Raw genomic sequence first — 17,110 nt, forward strand, 5'->3', positions numbered from 1 at the left:
GCTCGTCACCGATTCCATGCCGTAAACCAGGGCGATATTGATCGGACCCGCCAGTAGCGCGGTGATCGGGAACGCGACAGTGCCGATATACAGCGGCAGGAAAAGCACTTCGAGCGACAACGTGAGGAGCGCGTCGAACAGCAGCGCTACCACGATCAGGGCAGTAAGGACCGGCGCGAACCGACCGCCAGCGGTGGGTTTTTCAACGGACTCGGTCACCATGAGCGTGGAGTCTATTCGGCGCGTTCGTCGGCGTCGTGCGCTTGGTCGGCAAGCACGCGAGGTCGGGCGAAGTGCCAGCCGATCATGAGCGCGGGAATGATCAACACGAGACTCGCGACGGTCCACGTCCCGACGGGCTTATCGAAGACCATGAGCACGACAACGCTGAGCAGGAACGCCAGCGTGGCGTAACTCGTGTACGGGGTGCCCATCAGTCGGAATTTCGGTCGAACAAGGACGCCGCGCTTGGATAGGCGATACATCTTCAACTGGCAGAGAATAATCGTTGCCCACGACGAAAGAATGCCAAGCGAAGCCATGTTCAGCACGATCTCAAACGCTTGTTCCGGCACCACGCCATTCAGGACAACGCCAATCATCGCGACGCCGAACGTCAGCAGGATGCCGCCGTAGGGAACGCCATGTCCACTCATCCGCGCGGTAAACGTTGGGGCGCTTCCGCGCACCGCCATCGACCGCAGAATGCGCCCGGTCGAATACAACCCGGCATTCAAACTGGAGAACGCGGCGGTGAGCACGACGACGTTCATCAGTGACCCAATACTCGGTACCCCGAGCGCGGTGAAGAACGTGACGAACGGGCTCTCACCTTCTCGATAAGACGTGTAGGGCAACAAAAGACCAAGCAACACAAGCGAACCCACGTAGAACACCGCGATGCGCGCGATCACCGAATCGATCGCCTTCGGCATGATCTTCTCTGGGTCCTTCGTCTCACCTGCCGCAGTGCCAACCAATTCGACTGCCGCGTAAGCGAATACAACGCCCGACGTGACCGTGACCAGCGGCAAGATGCCGGTCGGGAAGAAGCCGCCGCTGTCACGCACCATTTGCACGCCAGTCGGCTCCCCTTCAATCTTGAAGCGGCCGAGCAGAAATACCGTGCCGACGATGAGGAACGCGCTCAGCGCGGTGACCTTCACCAGTGCGGCCCAAAACTCCAACTCACCAAAGGCTTTGACGCTAATCAGATTGACAACCAGCACAATAATCAGCGCGAGAAACGCGAGTACCCACTGGGGAACAACTGTCATCGGTTGCCAGTATTGAAAATAGAGCGCGATAGCCGTTGAATCGGCGATCCCGGTCATCGCCCAGTTGAGGAAATACATCCAGCCGGCGACGAAAGCCGCTCGCTCGCCTAGAAATTCATGTGCGTAGGAGACGAACGACCCCGACGTAGGGCGGTGCAAAACCAATTCGCCAAGAGCACGCAAGATGAAGAAGACGAAAACGCCGCAAATCGCATAAACCACCCACAACGAAGGCCCCGCTTTCGCGAGCCGCCCGCCCGTACTCAAAAACAAGCCCGTACCAATAGCGCCGCCGATGGCGATCATCATCAACTGACGCTTGCCTAGCGATTTGCGGTACCCCGCGTCTTCCGACTCCACGCCGACACCCCTGCCACTGTGGTGAACTCCAACATCGGCACGGTACCGGGCTGGACGCGCGGCTTCGGGCAGGCTGGGCGGGCGCGGTTAGTCGAGTCCGGCGAAGAGGTCGTGTTCGAGCCCGTCAGCGCCCGTCGCGCCACGCTTTCCCCGCGCGAGCACGAAGTGTTCCACCGGCATGATGGGCAGCGCGATGTTGTTCGACAGCGCGTATTCGCGCCCGCTCGGCGCGACCGTCACCTGGGTCGCGTGCGCGCGCAGGGCAGCGCGTTTCGCACCGACAACGTCGGAAACGTCGATCACGGCGGTCGCGGCGTCGGTCGAGATGTAGTCGACAAGCGCGTCGACCGGCAGCAACCAGCCGTCGGGAAGCGCGCCCGGCAGCTCGTCGACGGTCCGACGGACGAGCGCGGCGACATGCTCGCGCAGGACATCGCGGTCGAACACCGTCCAGTAGAACTTCGGCACGTCAAAGCCACGTTCGGCGGCGCGCTCAAGCGCGGCGACGGTGATCTCGTGCGCGCGGATGTGGTCGGGGTGGCCGTAGCCGCCATTGGGGTCGTAGGTGACAACGACCTGTGGCTTCAGCGTCAAGATCACTTCGGTCAGCGCGTCGATCGGCTCGTCGCCCGCGTTCACGAACGCGCGCGGATTCGCTGCCGACGGCGTACCGGCCATCCCCGAATCACGCCACTTACCCGCTCCCCCAAGGAAATTCGGGCTTGCGACGCCGACCGCGTCAAGGGCAGCGGTAAGTTCGCTGATTCGGTAACCGCCAAGTTGGTTCGCCTGATCAGCGACTAGCCCGGCCCAGCGCTCGCCGATCACCTCGCCCTCTTCGCCAAGCGTGCACGTGACAACGGTGACCGGAACGCCCTGCTTGCGATAGTGCGCGATGGTGCCGCCGGTGGTGATCGACTCGTCGTCGGGGTGAGCGTGAACGAGCAGCAATCCGCCGGTCTCGGTCATGGAATCCTCCGCCACTGCGCGGCATCGCCGAAGATGCCGATCTGGATCGCGCCCGCGAGCGAAACACCGTCAACACGGGGGCCAGCGGCGGCGACGACATTGTCTTGCATGATGGGCAGCACCGTCGCCAGATCCCACAGTTTCGGCTCGGCTTCGGCAATGATCTTGCCAACTTCGTTGCCGCGCAACGCTTCACCAATCGCGGGCTGCAATGCCGGATCGCAGACCCCGCCAAAGTTGCTTGGTGCCTTGCGATATGCCTCGACAGCCGCATTTGCCTCGTTGGTCGCGCCTGCCAATTCGACTGGGGCACAACCGTATCGAGAGGCGAGCACGGTCGCGGGATCGTCTCCAGCGAGCTGCCAGCCGACGATCGCGTCGACGGTCGACTCCGTGAGCGCTTTGCCGTACAGCTCTTCGGCGGGTAAGCCGCGCACTGTCGCGTCGATGCCCGCGCTGCGCAGCTGGTCAGCGGCGGTATTGGCGACCGCGAGCGACGTCGCGTCACCGGTCACCGCGCCAATGCGCACCGCGAGGCTCTTGCCGTTGCGCGCGAGCGAACGTGGTCGCGGTGCGGGCGATGTCGCCGAACCGGTCGCGGGTGCTTCCGGCGCGCGGCCAAAACCGGCTTCGGCGAGCAGCGCGAACGCTTCCTCAGTCGACGGACGCGGCGGCGCGGTTGGCACGTAACCGGGGCTCGACGGCGGCAACACCTGCGCGCGCGCCGGTTCGACCCACCCGCCCGTCTGCGCGCCGACAGTGGCGAGCAGCGCCGGATCAAGAAGGGAGAGAACAGCTTTACGCACCCGGACGTCGGCGAGGTCGCCCGCGCGCCCGTTGAGTGTCAACTGCAATTCGCGTGCCTGCGGCATGATCGTTGTCCGCACCGACGGGATCGCGGCGAGCTGCGCCTGCGTCGCGACGCCACCGTGAACGAGCGCCATTTGCGCATCGCCGGTGCGCAGCGATTCGGCCAACTGCGACGGCGTTCCGCCACGTCGCAGCAACACCTGATCAGGCGCGGCTGGTGTATCCCAGAAGCGATCGTTGCGTTCGAGGACAATCTCGTCGCGGCCACGGTCGACGGACTTGATCGTAAATGCGCCGCCGGACACCGGAATTCGATCGACGAGCCCACTCGCGAAGCCGCCAGGCGAATCCTTCACCAAATGTGAGGGAAGCAGATTCGTGAACAATTCACGCCACGCCGGATACGGCTGCGACAACGTGACCGTGACGGTTTTGCCGCCGCCCGATGACGCGACATCGGTGATGAGCCGATACCCAGCGGGATCAACGACGCCAGGCTGGGTGATCATCTGCTGCCAGAGGAAGCGGAAATCTTCGGCGGCAATCGGCGCACCATCAGACCAGTTCGCCTGGTTACGCAGGGTGTAGGTGATGGTGAACGGCTCTTGGGCCGTCACGTCGGCGGCGGTGATCAGCGACGCGTCGGGCACCCAGTCGACAAAACCGGGCTTGCCGGGGCTCGGGACCGGGCGGAACGGGCTCGGCAGGACCATCGAGGAAACCGCGCTGGTCGCCGGGGACTGATCAGCGACCAGATGCGGATTGAACCCAATCCCGATGTCGTCAATGCCGACGAAAATGGTGTTCTTGCCCGGCTTGGCGAGCGTGGTTTTCGGTGAGTCGGTGCTCTCGATGGGCGGTGGCGGATTCGCCGTGCAGCCAGCCACGACCACCGTCGAGGCGATCGTCGCTAACGTCATCACGCGCCACTTCGCGCGCCACCCCGAACTCACCCTAGGCACACTACCGAACCCCTTCACCAACCGCCGGTTGGCCTCTGGGCAGCGAAATGGGTGCCGGTCAGACCATGGTCCAACCGACACCCATCTACTGCGACGTACTAGCTACCCGATACTGCTTTGTCGCGTGCCTTGCGACGCGACAGGTCGCGCGCACGCTCGTTCGCACCAAGCACGACCTTGCGTACGCGAACCACCTCGGGGGTGACCTCGACGCATTCGTCTTCGGTGCAGAACTCCATCGCGAGCTCAAGGTCGAGCTGCAACGGCTTGGCCATCGTTTCGAACGTGTCCGCGGTGGCGCTGCGCATGTTCGTCAGCTTCTTCTCGCGGGTCACGTTGATGTCGAGGTCCTCGGCACGCGGGTTGATGCCAACGACCATGCCCTCGTACGTGTCAGCGCCCGGCTCGACGAAGAACTGACCACGGTCGGCCAGCTGGATCATCGCGAACGGGGTGACGGTGCCAGCGCGGTCGGAGACAAGCGAACCGGTGTGGCGGCCACGGATCTCACCGGCCCACGGCGCGTAACCGTGGGAGACGGCGTTGGCGATACCGGTGCCTCGCGTGTCGGTCATGAACAGCGTGCGGAAGCCGATCAGGCCACGCGACGGCACGATGAACTCCATGCGCACCCAGCCAGCGGCGTGGTTGCTCATCTGGACCATCTTGCCCTTGCGAGCGGCGAGGAGCTGGGTGACAGCGCCCAGGTACTCATCGGGGCAGTCGATGGTGAGCTCTTCGAACGGCTCGTGGACCTTGCCGTCGACCTGGCGGGTAACCACCTGCGGCTTGCCGACGGTGAGCTCGAAACCCTCACGACGCATCTGCTCAACGAGGATCGACAGGGCGAGTTCGCCACGACCCTGCACCTCCCACGCATCGGGACGGCCGATGTCGAGGACGCGCAGCGACACGTTGCCGATGAGCTCCTGATCGAGGCGCGACTTGAGCATGCGAGCGGTGAGCTTGTGGCCCTGCACGCGACCGACCAGCGGCGACGTGTTGGTGCCGATGACCACCGAGATGGCGGGCTCGTCGACGGTGATGCGCGGCAGCGCGACCGGGTTCTCCAGGTCGGCGAGGGTGTCGCCGATCATGATGTCGGGGATACCAGCGATAGCGACGATGTCGCCAGCGACAGCAACCTCGCCCGGCTGACGCTCAACGCCAACGGTCTGCAGCAGCTCGGTGATCTTGACCTGCTTGGCGCCATCGGCGTTGATCCAGGTGACGTTCTGCCCCTTGCGCAGCTCGCCGTTGTGGATACGAACCAGGGCGAGACGGCCAAGGAAGGCCGACGCGTCGAGGTTGGTGACGTGCGCCTGCAGCGGAGCATCGGCGTTGCCCTTGGGCGCGGGGATGTTCTCCATCAGCACGTCGAACAGCGCGTCGAGGTTCTCCGCGTCGGGCGCTTGGCCGTTCTCGGGACGCTCCTTCGACGCCTTGCCTTCACGGCCCGATGCGTAGAGCACGGGCAGGTCGAGCGCGAGTTCGGCGGCTTCGGCGGCCTCGTCGTCGAGGTCGGAGGCGAGGTCGAGCAGCAGGTCGTGCGACTCCTCGACAACTTCTTCGATGCGGGCGTCGGGGCGGTCGGTCTTGTTGACGACCAGGATCACCGGCAGCTTGGCGGCAAGCGCCTTGCGCAGCACGAAGCGGGTCTGAGGAAGCGGGCCCTCGGACGCGTCGACGAGCAGCACGACACCGTCGACCATGGAAAGGCCGCGTTCGACCTCGCCACCGAAGTCGGCGTGGCCGGGGGTGTCGATCACATTGATGACGGTGACGGAGCCGTCGGGGTGGTGACGATGCACAGCGGTGTTCTTCGCGAGAATGGTGATGCCCTTCTCGCGCTCGAGGTCACCGGAGTCCATGACTCGGTCGACCAGTTCGGCTCGCTCAGCGAACGCGCCCGACTGACGAAGCATGGCGTCGACCAGCGTCGTCTTGCCGTGGTCGACGTGGGCCACGATGGCGACGTTGCGAAAATCGCGTGTAGACGACACGCCTCAATCCTCCTGAAGTTGGTGTATTTGGCGCGGCACAGAGGTATCGCGGCCTGTTACAGGCTACCGGTTGCGCTGCGACGCTCACGTGTCAGGCTGCTTACATGGCGAATGCCCTCGAGGCCCTGCGTGGTTACACATGCGCTACCGCCTCCGGGCCGCCGTGGACATTCGCGGTACTTAGGATAAGCTAACTCGCGTGGGCAAGGTGAAAGCTAAGAACGTATCCGGCCTCAAACCCAAGAAGAAGTGCTGCAGAAAGCAGACACGATGCCTGAAATGCCCCGTTGTGATTATGCGAATGAAGAAGGCCGAGTCCGCTGGAATGTGCGGTAAAGATCTCAAAAAAGCCTTGAAGAAGGCGCGCGCGGCCTGACGTTCGCACCCGGGGCGATGCGCCATGCCCACAGTCGGCGTACAACCGAGTTATGGACACCCCGGTGATGTCAGCGCCTGAACTCACCATCGCTCTCGCCACGCTGCCAAGGTGGGAGCGCGAAGGAACGTCATCGATCAGCCGCACGGTGAGCGCGCCAAGTTTCCTCGACGGCATCGACTTTGTGCGCCAGATCGCCGACGCGGCAGAGGCGGCCGATCATCATCCCGACATCGACATTCGTTGGCGCACACTGCGTTTCGTACTTAGCACCCACAGCGCGGGCGGCGTGACGAGCAAAGACATCGCGCTCGCGCACCGGATCGACGAGATCGTTGGCGGTTAGGCCGCCTGCACTCCCGTGCGCTTGACATGGTGCCCGTGCCAAATCAGCCACGACAACATCACGATTACCCCGATCACGTCGACAGCACCAGCCAGCGCATACGGCAACGGTCGCGGGATTTCCCAGATCGTCGGCTGTGCGAACGACAGCACCCACGGCACCCCAATCAGCATCGTGATCAGCCAAAACGCCGCGAACCCGCGCGCGATCGCCACCCCGCGCAGTGGCCCATACAGCAGCCACAGGATGGTCGGGATCAACCAGACCCAGTGATGCGACCACGAAATCGGCGACACCATCAGGCCGAATAGCTGCACGAGGATCAACGTGCCGATGCGGTCGTCGGCAGCGAGCGTTCGCCACGCGGCGAAGCACAACCCGCCAGCGATCGCGACGCCAAGCAGCCACCACGGACCCGACTGCACATCGTGGCCGAGAATTCGACTCACCGCGCCACGCCACGACTGGTTCCACACCGAGCCAACCGGGCCAATGCGATCGGCGTCGCCGAGCAGGGTGCCGAAGTAGGTTTTCGCCGCACCCGCGTTCACGAGGAAGCTCACGGCGACCGTCAGGCCGAACGCTACTGCTGACCAGATGACCGTCGCCCAACGTCGACGCGCGACGAAATACAGCCCGGTAATCGCGGGCGTGAGCTTGATCCCCGCGATCACGCCAACGAGCGTGCCCGAAATCCACCACCGCGAACTACGGACAGCGAGCATCGCGCCAAGCACAAGGAACACGTTCACTTGGCCGTAGTCGATCGTTGTCCGTACCGGTTCGAGCCACAGGGCGACCGCGGTCCAGCCGATCGCCGCCGCGATCCATTCGGTGCGCGCTGACTTCTCCGCGCCAAGCAGCAGTTCGAAGCTGATGCGAATCACGCCGTAGAGCGCGGCAACCGTCGCGAAAAACCAGCCGTAGGCCACCACCGTGAACGGCAGAAAATGCAAGGGGTAAAAGACAAGCGCGGCGAACGGCGGGTAGGTGAACGGCAGCGGGAAATCCGGGGTCTTTTCCGCATAGGTGAAGTCGTAAAGATGCTCGGTCAACAACGACGCTGAACCATCGACATACACATGCAGGTCGACCACGTTGAGACCGTTGCGCGCGAACATCATCCAGCCCAACCGAGCGCACACGGACAACCCGAGCAGCGCGATGGCCAAGCGGAGGTGTCGATTCACGAAACGAGCTTAAATTGCGGCATTTCGCTCTGCTGTTCGACCCTGTTCCCCTCCGACACCACCGGTCACAGTTGCATCTACATCCCCACCCGTCACACGCGGCGGGGTTAGCGTCGTCGGACGGGCCCGCACGTGATGGGTCGGCTGTACAAGCTAACGGGACGGTCCCTAGAGTGACCCCGACATCTTGGCCGCACGCGACGTTTCCATATCGCACCCCCGAGGTAAGGACGGCAACACCAGTGCTTCGTAGCCGAGGATCGCGGATCGCGACAACCGCACTCGCCGTCGCGGCGAGCGCCATGCTCGCCATTCCCGCATCGACCAACGCAGCGCCCACCCCCGTGGGCACGGCCATCAGTGTGCCCATGGTTCCCGAGGGCGTCCCGATCGACGCGCTCGCCGCGTTCGCGCCCGCCGTCGTCGGACTTGTCGCTGGTCCCGCCGATGTCGCTGGCCCGCAGACCGCGCTGCTCGACCAGGCCCGCATCCTGCTCGCGACCGTTGGCTTGCCGCCCGCGATCAAAGCCACGCTCGAAAAGATCATCACCTTCCTCGACGGCAGTGGCGGTGGCGGCCCGGACATTCCGCAGGACGGGCCGGTCATTGCCCAGTTCCTGTACCCGACCATCGGCAAAGACTGCATTGGCGCTGGTGCGGATTCAGTTGGCACCGCACTCGCGGTCCCCGGCCCGGCTCAGCTGCCGCCGCCCGGCGTTCCGGCGGGCCAGGCGGGCTTCGTCTTCACCGCCCTTGGCACGAAAGCACCTGCCGCACAACAGGCTTCGCCGATGACGGTGCAGTGGCTCAACCTCGACACGCGCGCATCGGGCGTTTCGAACCTCACCGACGAAGCGCAGATCAACCCCGGCGGCCCCGCCACGCTGTCAGCGGTCGTTAACACCGGCCCGGGCCGCGTTGTCGCCGTCATCGCAGGTTCATTGACGACCCAGGCCGAAGACGCCGCGCCGCGCACCTGCTCGTTCGCGCCGACGCTTGGCTTCTTCACCGTCTAAACCTAGAAACCAATGAGCCCGTCTCCGCGACTTGCGGAGACGGGCTCACTTTGGTTTCGGGCTAGCTCACCACTGGCCGTAGTACTCGGCGAGCGCGTTATTCACGTCAACGCCAACGCCGTCGATGCTGCGCTTGTCGATCTCGAACTGGTGCAGTTGCGCATCGGCGTTCACTTCACCGCGTGGCGTTCCCCAATTGTGTTGCCAGAACCACGAACCAACGCCTGCGGCGACGGCCCAGTCGATCGTCGGGCTGTTCGCGTACACGCCAACTCGGTCAGCGCCAATCACCGACTCCCAGCCCTGCAAATACGGGACGATGAGCTGATCGAATTCGTCGCCGCTCGGGTTGTCGTCGATCGATGCGTAAATCGGAGCGGAATCCGGTCCGCCCGCCGCGCGATGCAGCGCGAGTCCGCGTTCGGCGTGCCGCAACCCGCCCTCGTAACCCTCGCGCCAATCCGATGTCTCGCCCTTGCCGAACTGGTAGTTCGACACGATCGTGAGCCCTTCGTTCTGCAAATCCGCGACTTCGGCGGGCCGCAGCGGTTTGCCTTCCATCCACTCCGCGCCCGGCCTTCGATCGGAAACGTAGCGGATGACGCCAACGTGACCGGCCGCTCGAATGGCAGCCGCTGACGGCACTCCACCCGCGTAATCGACAAGGGTGCCGAAAGATTGGGCCGATGCGCGCGGGCTGGCCGCCGCGCCTAATCCAACGGCACCAGCCACCGCCGCCGCGACACCGAAAAACTCACGGCGAGACACTGAAACAGGACGCATCGTGGGACTCCTTCGTATGGCAACGGGAATCACGAACGTCTTGTCATTGCATCACGGGCTACCGAGAACGCCCGCGAACCACACGTAACATCTGAACCTCAAATGAAGGTTACGTCGCCTCGTCGATGGCAGCGCCAACGTCGATGGTTCGACCAGCTGGATCGGCCAGTTCGGTAGTGACAACCGCGACGACCTGCGCGGCGATCTGCTTCCGAATGCCGGCTAGTCGAGCGAGGGTTCGCGCGCGCAAACCCGTCGCGGTGAAAAGCAACTGGATCTCTTCTGCCGTCGGCGGCGGCACGTCGATCACGATCTGCAGCGGTTCGGCCGCCCGCGCGGTGAGGATAAGCGGCACTTCAAGGTCGGCGCGGTATTTGTTGGCTTTGAGTACGTCGACGGTGATGTCCAGCCCGACTGGCACAACCACGTCGAAAACCCGCAGCTCACCGAGGTCGCCGCCGCGATCGAAGATGCGCGGTTGTCCGATCGCGCCCGACACCGTGACGGTCGCCGCGCCGCGCGGCCCTTCGGCGAGCGGACCGATTTCGATCGGGCGACCGCCTAATTGCCCGAGCACGCTGTGTACCCGGTCGACGGTGACGATGCGTTGGAAAAACCGCGCGCCCATGTCTCGGTGGTCGATCCAGTCGAAAATCGTGTCGTTGCGGTGCGGCGAACGGTAGCCGTCGAGGATGGCTTCGATATCGAAGACCCGTTCCGCGCGGAACTTCGGATCGGAAATGATGCCGTTGACGCGGGTGGCAACCTCGCGCTTGACGAGGCCAGCGATGGGATCGAGCAGCATCTCCCACGCCGCTTCGACGGCTTCAGCGCGCAGGGTGAAGCTGACGTCCCTAGCGGTGACCGGCGCGACGTCGATGACGACAAGCAGCGGTTGCGCGGTGCGCGGACGCAGCGTCAGCGAAATCTCGACGACGGCGGCAACGCGCAACCTGCGCCCACCTAGCGAGATTTCGACCGCGAGCGTAAGTGGAATTTTGACGACAAACGCCAGCTCAGCGCCAGGTTCGCGCTTCACGATGGGCGTGCCGAGTGCACCTTCGGCCGAAAATCCAGCCAACCCAGCAGGGCCCAGCGAGAACGGCCCGATCGAAACGCCACGGCCCGTCATCCCTGAAACAGCGGCGACGATGCGTTCCTCGGTGACCGCGTAAGCGATGAACCGCTCACCGAACTCTTCGTATTCAAGCCAGTCCTGGCCACCGGGATGCTCTTCGAACGGTCGCATAAGTTTCCCGAAACCCTTCACCTTCGCTTGGACGTCCATCACGGTACGTGACCGTCAGAGCGGCGTGACGCGCGAAGTGCCACACAACTCCCCCGTCCTGCCGATGAGGGGGAAGCAGGACGAGGGCGTTGGCGACGGCGCTGCCGGGCGCCGCGTTCTCCATGGTACGGGCACGTTGACCGTGTCGCCGAGCAGAAGTACGCGCAGTTTGCTTGGGCGACAATGGGTTTCAGTACCGGACGGTTTTAGAACCTGCCGTAGCCAACTAGGTCGACCATCTCCGCCGGTTTGATGGTCTGCACCCGGACGCGACCTAGTTCGTTGCCGCCGATGGTGGTGATCTCGTCGCCATCGGCGCGCAGGACGATGTTGGTGTGCTGACCCATCGGACTGCCAGGGCCGTACAGCACGACATCGCCGGTGCGCGGTCGATAGCCGACATCGGGCCTCGTGAAGCGACCAAGTGACTGGTAGTACTCCTGCAACGTGTACACGCCGGGGATACGCCACGAACCCGAATTCGGGTTCGCTAGTGGGCGGCCCGCTTCGCGCATGGTCCAGCTCACGAAGTCGGCGCACCACGGCTCGGTGACACCTTCGGCGTATTTGGGGCCAGCACCTGGACGTTCATGTTCGCGACGCAGCACTTCGACCAATGCGGCCTGCTGATGGTCGAGCGACTCGCTCTCGATCGCCGGAAAGCGCTGGTCGGAGTCGTTGACGGCCCACCACCCGATGCCGACCGCGACCGTGGCGAGCGTCGCGAGCAACGCCGTGCCCGCGGCGATCCACCTACCCAGCCGTGGGCGACTTGCTTCGATTACCTCAGTCATGTTCCCCCCGCTCTAATTCGGCCTTTGTCTTGATAAGACGAATCTCGCGCGGGTTCGGTTCCCCGGTGGCGAAAGAATTTTTCGGTGAATTTCGAAGCGGTGAGCAATCCACCGGATGGACCCCTGCGCCATCCGGGGGAAACTCGTGCGAGCCGCCCCGAAACACACCGCACCCGGAAAAGTTCCGGAAGCCACGGGCATCGGCCACGTGGTTGCGCCAAGTGTCTTCAACTGCTAATCGTGGGTCAAGCTAGACGGCTGTCCCAGTTTGTCCCAGTTAACCGAAAGCAGGCTCGTTCGTGGAAGACCCCCGTGCGCCCATCGCGCGCTACCTGCGCGAACAACGGGAGTCGGCCGCGCTCACCCGGGTCGAGCTTGGCGCGAAGGCTGGCATTTCGCCCGCGCTGATTCAAAAAATCGAACAAGGAACGCGCACACCAACTTTGGAGGCGCTTACCGCGCTCTTTGACGCGCTCGCTGTGCCGGAACTTTTCCGCGAACATCTACTGTCGCTGTCGCTGTCGCATCGCTATGAACCGACGGCCGAAGCCCAGGTGCGTCCCGCTGATCGCGCGCTCATCGACGGAATGCGGCACCCAGCCAGCTTGCAGCGGTACCCAACCTACGAGATTCTCGCGACCAATTCCGCGTGGCGCCAGTGGTTTCCGGGGCTAGCACCCGGAATCTCGTTGCTGGAGTGGATGTTTCTCGATCCGCGCGCCAAAGAAGTGCTCGTCGAATGGGCGCCGCAGGTACATATGTGCCTGTACGGCTTTCGCGTGATGAGCCCTGGCACCGCACCGCGCAAACGCATCGCCGACATCGTCGCGCGATGCGAAGCCGCGCCCGAGTGGGCCGCGATGTGGGCGACGACGCCGGAAACCGTGCACGACCTCGACAATCAGGTCGCTGTGCTGCGCGATCCGGTTACGGGCGCGGTAACCCGGATGACGATGCACAGTCTCAGCGCGACCTCACGATCGCGCCGAGACCCCACCTTGGTCGCCTTTAGCCCTGAGTCTGCTTCTTGCCCATAGGGATACACGCGGTGAACGCGATCGCCGCGATCGCACCGGCCATCGCGATGAAGAACGCGGTGTGGAACGCCTCGCGAGTGGGCAGCATGTGCGTGCCGAGTTGCATCGTCATGTGCGCGAGCACGACGCCCATCACCGCCGACGATGTCGACGTACCGATCGAGCGCATCAGCGAGTTCAACCCGTTGGCCGCGCCGGTTTCGCTGAGCGGGACCGCGCCCATGATCAGCGCGGGCATTGCCGCGTACGCGAGGCCAACACCACCGGCGACAATGATCGCCGACAGCATGATCTGCCAAACGCTGTCCATCAGCACCACCGCGACGAGATAACCGATCGCGATCACGGCCGAGCCAAGCGCGAGCGTGACCTTGGGGCCCTTGCGGGCCGAAAGCTTCGCCGACATGGGCGAAAGCAGCATCATCACCAGGCCAGTCGGTGCCATCGCGAGCCCAGCGACGACCATCGAAAGGCCGAAGCCGTACCCGGTCGCCTTAGGTGCCATGAGCAGCTGCGGGAACGTCAGCGACATGCCATACAGCGCGAAACCGACTGCGATGGACGCGAGGTTGGTGAAAAGCACACGCGGACGGGCCGAAACGCGCAGGTCGATTAGCGGAGACTTCTGCCGCAATTCGTAGGCACCCCAGGCGAGGAACGTGACGAGCGAAAGCCCGAAAAGGCCGAGGATCGACGAGCTACCCCAGCCCCAATCGGCACCCTTGGTGATGCCGATGAGCAGCGACAACAGCGCGATCGCGAGACCAATCGCGCCGCCGAAATCGAAGCGCGACGGCGTGCGCACCGGCGACTCAGGAACGAAGATGAAGACCAGCGTCGCGCAGATGAGGCCCATTCCAGCGGCTGTCCAGAACAGCATGTGCCAGTCCGCGTTTTGGGCGATCACCGCGGCGAACGGCATGCCGATCGCGCCACCGACGCCCAGGGTCGCGCTCATCACGGCCATCGCCGAACCCACTCGCTCAGTTGGCAATTCGTCGCGCATGATGCTGATGCCGAGCGGGATCGCGCCGAACGCAGCGCCCTGTAGTGACCGGCCGATGAGTTCCGGGATCAGCGACGAGAAGCTCGCGGCGATCACCGAGCCGACAATCATGAAGCCGAGGCTGATGACGAGCATGCGGCGCTTGCCGAACATGTCACCGAGGCGGCCTGAGATCGGCGTGAACACCGCCGAGGCGAGCAGCGTCGCCGTGACGACCCACGACGCGTTCGATGCTGACGTGTTCAGCAGGCTTGGCAGCGACGGAATGATCGGGATGACCAACGTCTGCATCAGCGAGACAACAACGCCGACCGTGCTCAGCACCGCGATCAGCGCGCCGGGCGCGATGCGCCGGGTTTTTTGGGTGGCCGGCGTGACGTCGGCATCTAGTACAGACACGGATGTGCACGCTACACATCGTGTGCATATTGCACAAAGTTGAATTTCGCGTGATTCCCGCGACATAGTTGGCACATGTCCGAATCCGCCGACGCAGCCTTCTCCGACCTGGTCTTCGAGCTGAACCTGATTGGCCGCCACTTCCCCAACACCGCCCGTCGGCTGCCCGGATACCTGCTCGACCGCTCGGCGTTCCTCATCCTCACCCGCCTCGACCTGGGTGAGCCGCTGAGCCTGCGCGAGCTGTCGGAGGCGTTTCAGCTCGATATCTCAACGATCAACCGGCAAGTCGGGGCGATGCTCAAGCAAGATCTGGTCGAACGGGTGCCCGACCCGGCTGGCGGCGTCGCGCGCAAAATCAAGGCGACCGAAGATGGCCGCGCCGCGCTCGTCGCCGATCGACGGCAACGGCGCGCGAGTTTTGGTCGCGTTCTTGCGGATTGGGCCGACGACGACGTCGCCGAACTCAGCAGATTGATACGAAAGTTGAATCAGTCAGTTGAGCAGATCGAGGATAATCCCTGGCCGAGACCACCTCGCGAGTCCTGATCCGGCGCTAGGCTCGCGGCCGTGGTCACTCATCGGTCAGGCCGTCCGAGCTGGCTTTCCTGGAGCAATTACTTCATCGGCGTCGGTGGGCTCGTGCTCGGACTCTGTTTCGGGGTGTGCGCGGCGTTGATTGCCGGGCCCGAACATCAGGTCGCCGCTATCGCGCTTGGCGTCGCGGCCGGAATTTGCGTGCTGCCCGTGCTTTTTCGTGCGCTTGGCGAGCTGCGATTTTTGGTGCGATTGACGCTACTCGGCATCGTTTTCGCGCTTTTGCTCCCAGCGTTGGCGGTCAGCGGCGAAGTGCGCGACTGGGCCGCCGAACGCTGGGAACAGGCGTGCAAACAGGCTTAGTACTGGTTGCGCGGCACCGAAAGCAGGAACTGAACCAGGTTTTGGGCGAAGCGAGAGGCTTGCCAGGTGAACCACAGTTGCGCTGGCCCGTTCGCCGCTTCCGCTGAGCCTGCCACCGAACCCGTGCTCGCTGCGGCTGAGCCGACGCTCGCTCCCGCCGAACCCGCTGCCGACCCAACCGCCAACTCCGCCGACCCGGCAGCCGAACCCGATCCAGGCGCCGGTGCCGCGTAGGCGGGCGCGGCCGCGCCAAGCAATCCGGCAGTCAACGCGACGCCGACCATCGCAGTTCGTACACGAATCATCTGCTAACCCACTCTCGAAAATCACTGCCAAAGCGCAGTATTCATCCTTCGCGTTAGTGTCGCGCAAAATTTGTCCGTTATTACAGTGATCACAACAGATCCCCCATAATTATGGGCAAGCGACCAGTTCATGCAGCCGCGTTACCGCAGGTTGTCGGTGCGTGCGACTACGATCGGGCACATCCAGTTTCCCCTGCTAAGGAGTTACGCGTGAAGCTTTTCGTTCAACGATGTGTGATCGGTATCAGTTTGGCGTTGGGGCTAGCGGGCGGATCGGGTGTTGCCGTCGCCGATCCAGCGGTGATGCCGTTCCAAATCAATCCGGCCCCCTTCGGCAACCCGAACGGGAGCTTCGACGCGTTCCCTGGCCGTTGCGCTGTGGTCTTTGTTGAACCGGGTTCGGTCGTGATCACGGGCGCGAATGCGCGTGGCTGGGGCTGTTATCCGCAGTCGCACGTGCGGTGGTGGAACATCACGACGGGCGCGACGGGCTACGCGCAGTTGGGACCGGGCCTGAACGGCTTCCCGCCAGCCGCGACGTTGACGACGGGCGCTGGGACAGTTGGGCTGATGTTGACGTCGGCATCGGGCGGCCCGGAGACGCCGGGGTTCGCGACGTTTACCGTTAGCTAGGTGGAATCGGTTGCGAGTTCGTACCGCGCACTGACGTCGGCGTACGTGGAGGCGTGCGGAACAGTTGAGTTTTTGCACCCCGATGATGTGGGGTTTGTGCTGGCCAACTTGGGCGTTGATGGCCCGGTTCTCGACTTAGGTTGTGGGCCGGGACATTTCACGAAGGTGTTGGTTGATGCGGGCTTGGACGCGCGCGGAATCGATTTGGTAGACACGTTCGTCGCGCATGCCCAGGCGACCTACCCCGACGTTGCGTACACGCAGGGCACGTTGCACGCTTTGCCGCACGAATCCGCTTCGGTAGCAGGCGCTTTGGCGTGGTACTCGCTTATCCACGAGCCGCCGGAAACACTGCCGTTGATCGTGGGAGAGATCGCCCGCGTATTGCGCCCGTCGGCCCCGCTGGTGGTTGGATTCTTCGACGGAGAAGTATGCGAACCCTTCGCGCACAAGGTAACAACGGCTTACCGCTGGCCTCCGGCAGAACTATCGGCGATTTTCGCGGCGGCGGGTTTCACGGAAGTAGCGAGGACGGGTCGCCCTGCGACGGCGACAGCCCGTTCGCACGCGGCCCTCGCGTTCCGCCGCTGACCGTCTTACGCCGCCCGTCAGATCCGCACATCGCGCACGGTGTGGCCAAACCGGCGAAGCGAGTC

General features: G+C 63.9%; 18 protein-coding genes. 8 read left to right on the forward strand and 10 right to left on the reverse strand.

Translation table 11 applies throughout. The annotated features are described in order from the left end of the window. Positions 1-233: 233 nt before the first annotated feature. The 4 genes from IEX78_RS09365 to typA form a co-directional block, all read right to left on the reverse strand. Positions 234-1,586, reverse strand: coding sequence for an amino acid permease (locus IEX78_RS09365; RefSeq protein WP_188829483.1), 1,353 nt, complete (start codon positions 1,584-1,586; stop codon positions 234-236). Positions 1,587-1,724: 138 nt separating this feature from the next. Then, entirely contained in the window at positions 1,725-2,606 is an 882-nt protein-coding gene (mshB, locus tag IEX78_RS09370) for an N-acetyl-1-D-myo-inositol-2-amino-2-deoxy-alpha-D-glucopyranoside deacetylase (protein ID WP_188828525.1), read from the reverse strand. Next, complete coding sequence (locus tag IEX78_RS09375; RefSeq protein WP_188829484.1) at positions 2,603-4,336, reverse strand: ABC transporter family substrate-binding protein; 1,734 nt, start codon at positions 4,334-4,336, stop codon at positions 2,603-2,605. Before IEX78_RS09375 ends, mshB begins: the two co-directional genes overlap by 4 nt. A 140-nt stretch (positions 4,337-4,476) precedes the next feature. Then, entirely contained in the window at positions 4,477-6,381 is a 1,905-nt protein-coding gene (gene typA / locus IEX78_RS09380) for a translational GTPase TypA (RefSeq protein ID WP_188828526.1), read from the reverse strand. 199 nt (positions 6,382-6,580) lie between these two features. Here typA and IEX78_RS09385 point away from each other — a divergent pair, with 199 nt between their 5' ends. Then, complete coding sequence (locus tag IEX78_RS09385; RefSeq protein WP_188828527.1) at positions 6,581-6,757, forward strand: hypothetical protein; 177 nt, start codon at positions 6,581-6,583, stop codon at positions 6,755-6,757. A gap of 52 nt (positions 6,758-6,809) precedes the next feature. Continuing rightward, positions 6,810-7,103 carry a 4a-hydroxytetrahydrobiopterin dehydratase gene (locus IEX78_RS09390; protein ID WP_188828528.1) on the forward strand — a complete coding sequence of 98 codons (294 nt, stop codon included), beginning with the start codon at positions 6,810-6,812 and terminating at the stop codon, positions 7,101-7,103. On the opposite strand, the gene IEX78_RS09395 is transcribed toward IEX78_RS09390, so the two are convergent. Next, positions 7,100-8,293 carry a mannosyltransferase gene (locus IEX78_RS09395; RefSeq protein ID WP_188828529.1) on the reverse strand — a complete coding sequence of 398 codons (1,194 nt, stop codon included), beginning with the start codon at positions 8,291-8,293 and terminating at the stop codon, positions 7,100-7,102. The two genes, IEX78_RS09390 and IEX78_RS09395, sit on opposite strands and share 4 nt — an antisense overlap. A gap of 242 nt (positions 8,294-8,535) precedes the next feature. On the opposite strand from IEX78_RS09395, the gene IEX78_RS09400 reads away from it, so the two are divergent. Then, the gene (locus IEX78_RS09400) at positions 8,536-9,309 is read left to right on the forward strand and encodes an Rv1157c family protein (protein ID WP_188828530.1); all 774 of its coding nucleotides are present in this window, start codon (positions 8,536-8,538) and stop codon (positions 9,307-9,309) included. Between the two features lie 66 nt (positions 9,310-9,375). Here IEX78_RS09400 and IEX78_RS09405 read toward each other — a convergent pair whose 3' ends face one another. From IEX78_RS09405 to IEX78_RS09415, 3 genes are all read right to left on the reverse strand, one after another. Then, entirely contained in the window at positions 9,376-10,092 is a 717-nt protein-coding gene (locus IEX78_RS09405; RefSeq protein ID WP_188828531.1) for a DUF1906 domain-containing protein, read from the reverse strand. A gap of 109 nt (positions 10,093-10,201) precedes the next feature. Beyond that, entirely contained in the window at positions 10,202-11,380 is a 1,179-nt protein-coding gene (locus tag IEX78_RS09410; RefSeq protein WP_229683838.1) for a hypothetical protein, read from the reverse strand. 206 nt (positions 11,381-11,586) lie between these two features. After that, positions 11,587-12,174: a CHAP domain-containing protein gene (locus IEX78_RS09415; RefSeq protein ID WP_188828532.1), complete on the reverse strand. Its 588-nt coding sequence runs from the start codon at positions 12,172-12,174 to the stop codon at positions 11,587-11,589. Positions 12,175-12,473: 299 nt separating this feature from the next. On the opposite strand from IEX78_RS09415, the gene IEX78_RS09420 reads away from it, so the two are divergent. After that, complete coding sequence (locus tag IEX78_RS09420) at positions 12,474-13,211, forward strand: helix-turn-helix domain-containing protein (protein WP_188828533.1); 738 nt, start codon at positions 12,474-12,476, stop codon at positions 13,209-13,211. Here IEX78_RS09420 and IEX78_RS09425 read toward each other — a convergent pair. Continuing rightward, positions 13,183-14,616, reverse strand: a complete 1,434-nt coding sequence (locus IEX78_RS09425; RefSeq protein WP_373291553.1) for an MFS transporter — start codon at positions 14,614-14,616, stop codon at positions 13,183-13,185. The two genes, IEX78_RS09420 and IEX78_RS09425, sit on opposite strands and share 29 nt — an antisense overlap. A gap of 75 nt (positions 14,617-14,691) precedes the next feature. Between IEX78_RS09425 and IEX78_RS09430 the strand changes: the two genes are divergently transcribed. Together IEX78_RS09430 and IEX78_RS09435 are read left to right on the forward strand one after the other, a co-directional pair. Further along, positions 14,692-15,165 carry a MarR family winged helix-turn-helix transcriptional regulator gene (locus IEX78_RS09430; protein WP_188828535.1) on the forward strand — a complete coding sequence of 158 codons (474 nt, stop codon included), beginning with the start codon at positions 14,692-14,694 and terminating at the stop codon, positions 15,163-15,165. A gap of 21 nt (positions 15,166-15,186) precedes the next feature. After that, complete coding sequence (locus IEX78_RS09435) at positions 15,187-15,516, forward strand: hypothetical protein (protein ID WP_188828536.1); 330 nt, start codon at positions 15,187-15,189, stop codon at positions 15,514-15,516. Here the strand turns inward: IEX78_RS09435 and IEX78_RS09440 are convergent. Continuing rightward, positions 15,513-15,821 (reverse strand): hypothetical protein, encoded by a 309-nt coding sequence (locus IEX78_RS09440; protein WP_188828537.1) that lies wholly within the window; start codon positions 15,819-15,821, stop codon positions 15,513-15,515. The genes IEX78_RS09435 and IEX78_RS09440 overlap by 4 nt on opposite strands. 210 nt (positions 15,822-16,031) lie before the next feature. Between IEX78_RS09440 and IEX78_RS09445 the strand changes: the two genes are divergently transcribed. Both IEX78_RS09445 and IEX78_RS09450 read left to right on the forward strand, forming a co-directional pair. After that, on the forward strand, positions 16,032-16,454 hold the full coding sequence (locus tag IEX78_RS09445) for a hypothetical protein (protein WP_229683839.1): 423 nt from the start codon (positions 16,032-16,034) through the stop codon (positions 16,452-16,454). After that, positions 16,455-17,045 (forward strand): class I SAM-dependent methyltransferase, encoded by a 591-nt coding sequence (locus tag IEX78_RS09450; RefSeq protein WP_188828538.1) that lies wholly within the window; start codon positions 16,455-16,457, stop codon positions 17,043-17,045. Positions 17,046-17,110: the final 65 nt, after the last annotated feature.

Origin of the sequence: Nocardia camponoti (assembly GCF_014646135.1) — a bacterium.
GTDB classification, from domain to species: Bacteria; Actinomycetota; Actinomycetes; order Mycobacteriales; family Mycobacteriaceae; genus Nocardia; species Nocardia camponoti.

Coding starts and splice junctions, on each gene's coding strand:
- IEX78_RS09365 (WP_188829483.1), bottom strand. CDS start 1,586: ATGATGATCGCCATCGGCGGCGCTATTGGTACGGGCTTGTTTTTGAGT.
- mshB (WP_188828525.1), bottom strand. CDS start 2,606: ATGACCGAGACCGGCGGATTGCTGCTCGTTCACGCTCACCCCGACGAC.
- IEX78_RS09375 (WP_188829484.1), bottom strand. CDS start 4,336: ATGACGTTAGCGACGATCGCCTCGACGGTGGTCGTGGCTGGCTGCACG.
- IEX78_RS09390 (WP_188828528.1), top strand. CDS start 6,810: ATGGACACCCCGGTGATGTCAGCGCCTGAACTCACCATCGCTCTCGCC.
- IEX78_RS09405 (WP_188828531.1), bottom strand. CDS start 10,092: ATGCGTCCTGTTTCAGTGTCTCGCCGTGAGTTTTTCGGTGTCGCGGCG.
- IEX78_RS09410 (WP_229683838.1), bottom strand. CDS start 11,380: ATGGACGTCCAAGCGAAGGTGAAGGGTTTCGGGAAACTTATGCGACCG.
- IEX78_RS09415 (WP_188828532.1), bottom strand. CDS start 12,174: ATGACTGAGGTAATCGAAGCAAGTCGCCCACGGCTGGGTAGGTGGATC.
- IEX78_RS09430 (WP_188828535.1), top strand. CDS start 14,692: ATGTCCGAATCCGCCGACGCAGCCTTCTCCGACCTGGTCTTCGAGCTG.
- IEX78_RS09440 (WP_188828537.1), bottom strand. CDS start 15,821: ATGATTCGTGTACGAACTGCGATGGTCGGCGTCGCGTTGACTGCCGGA.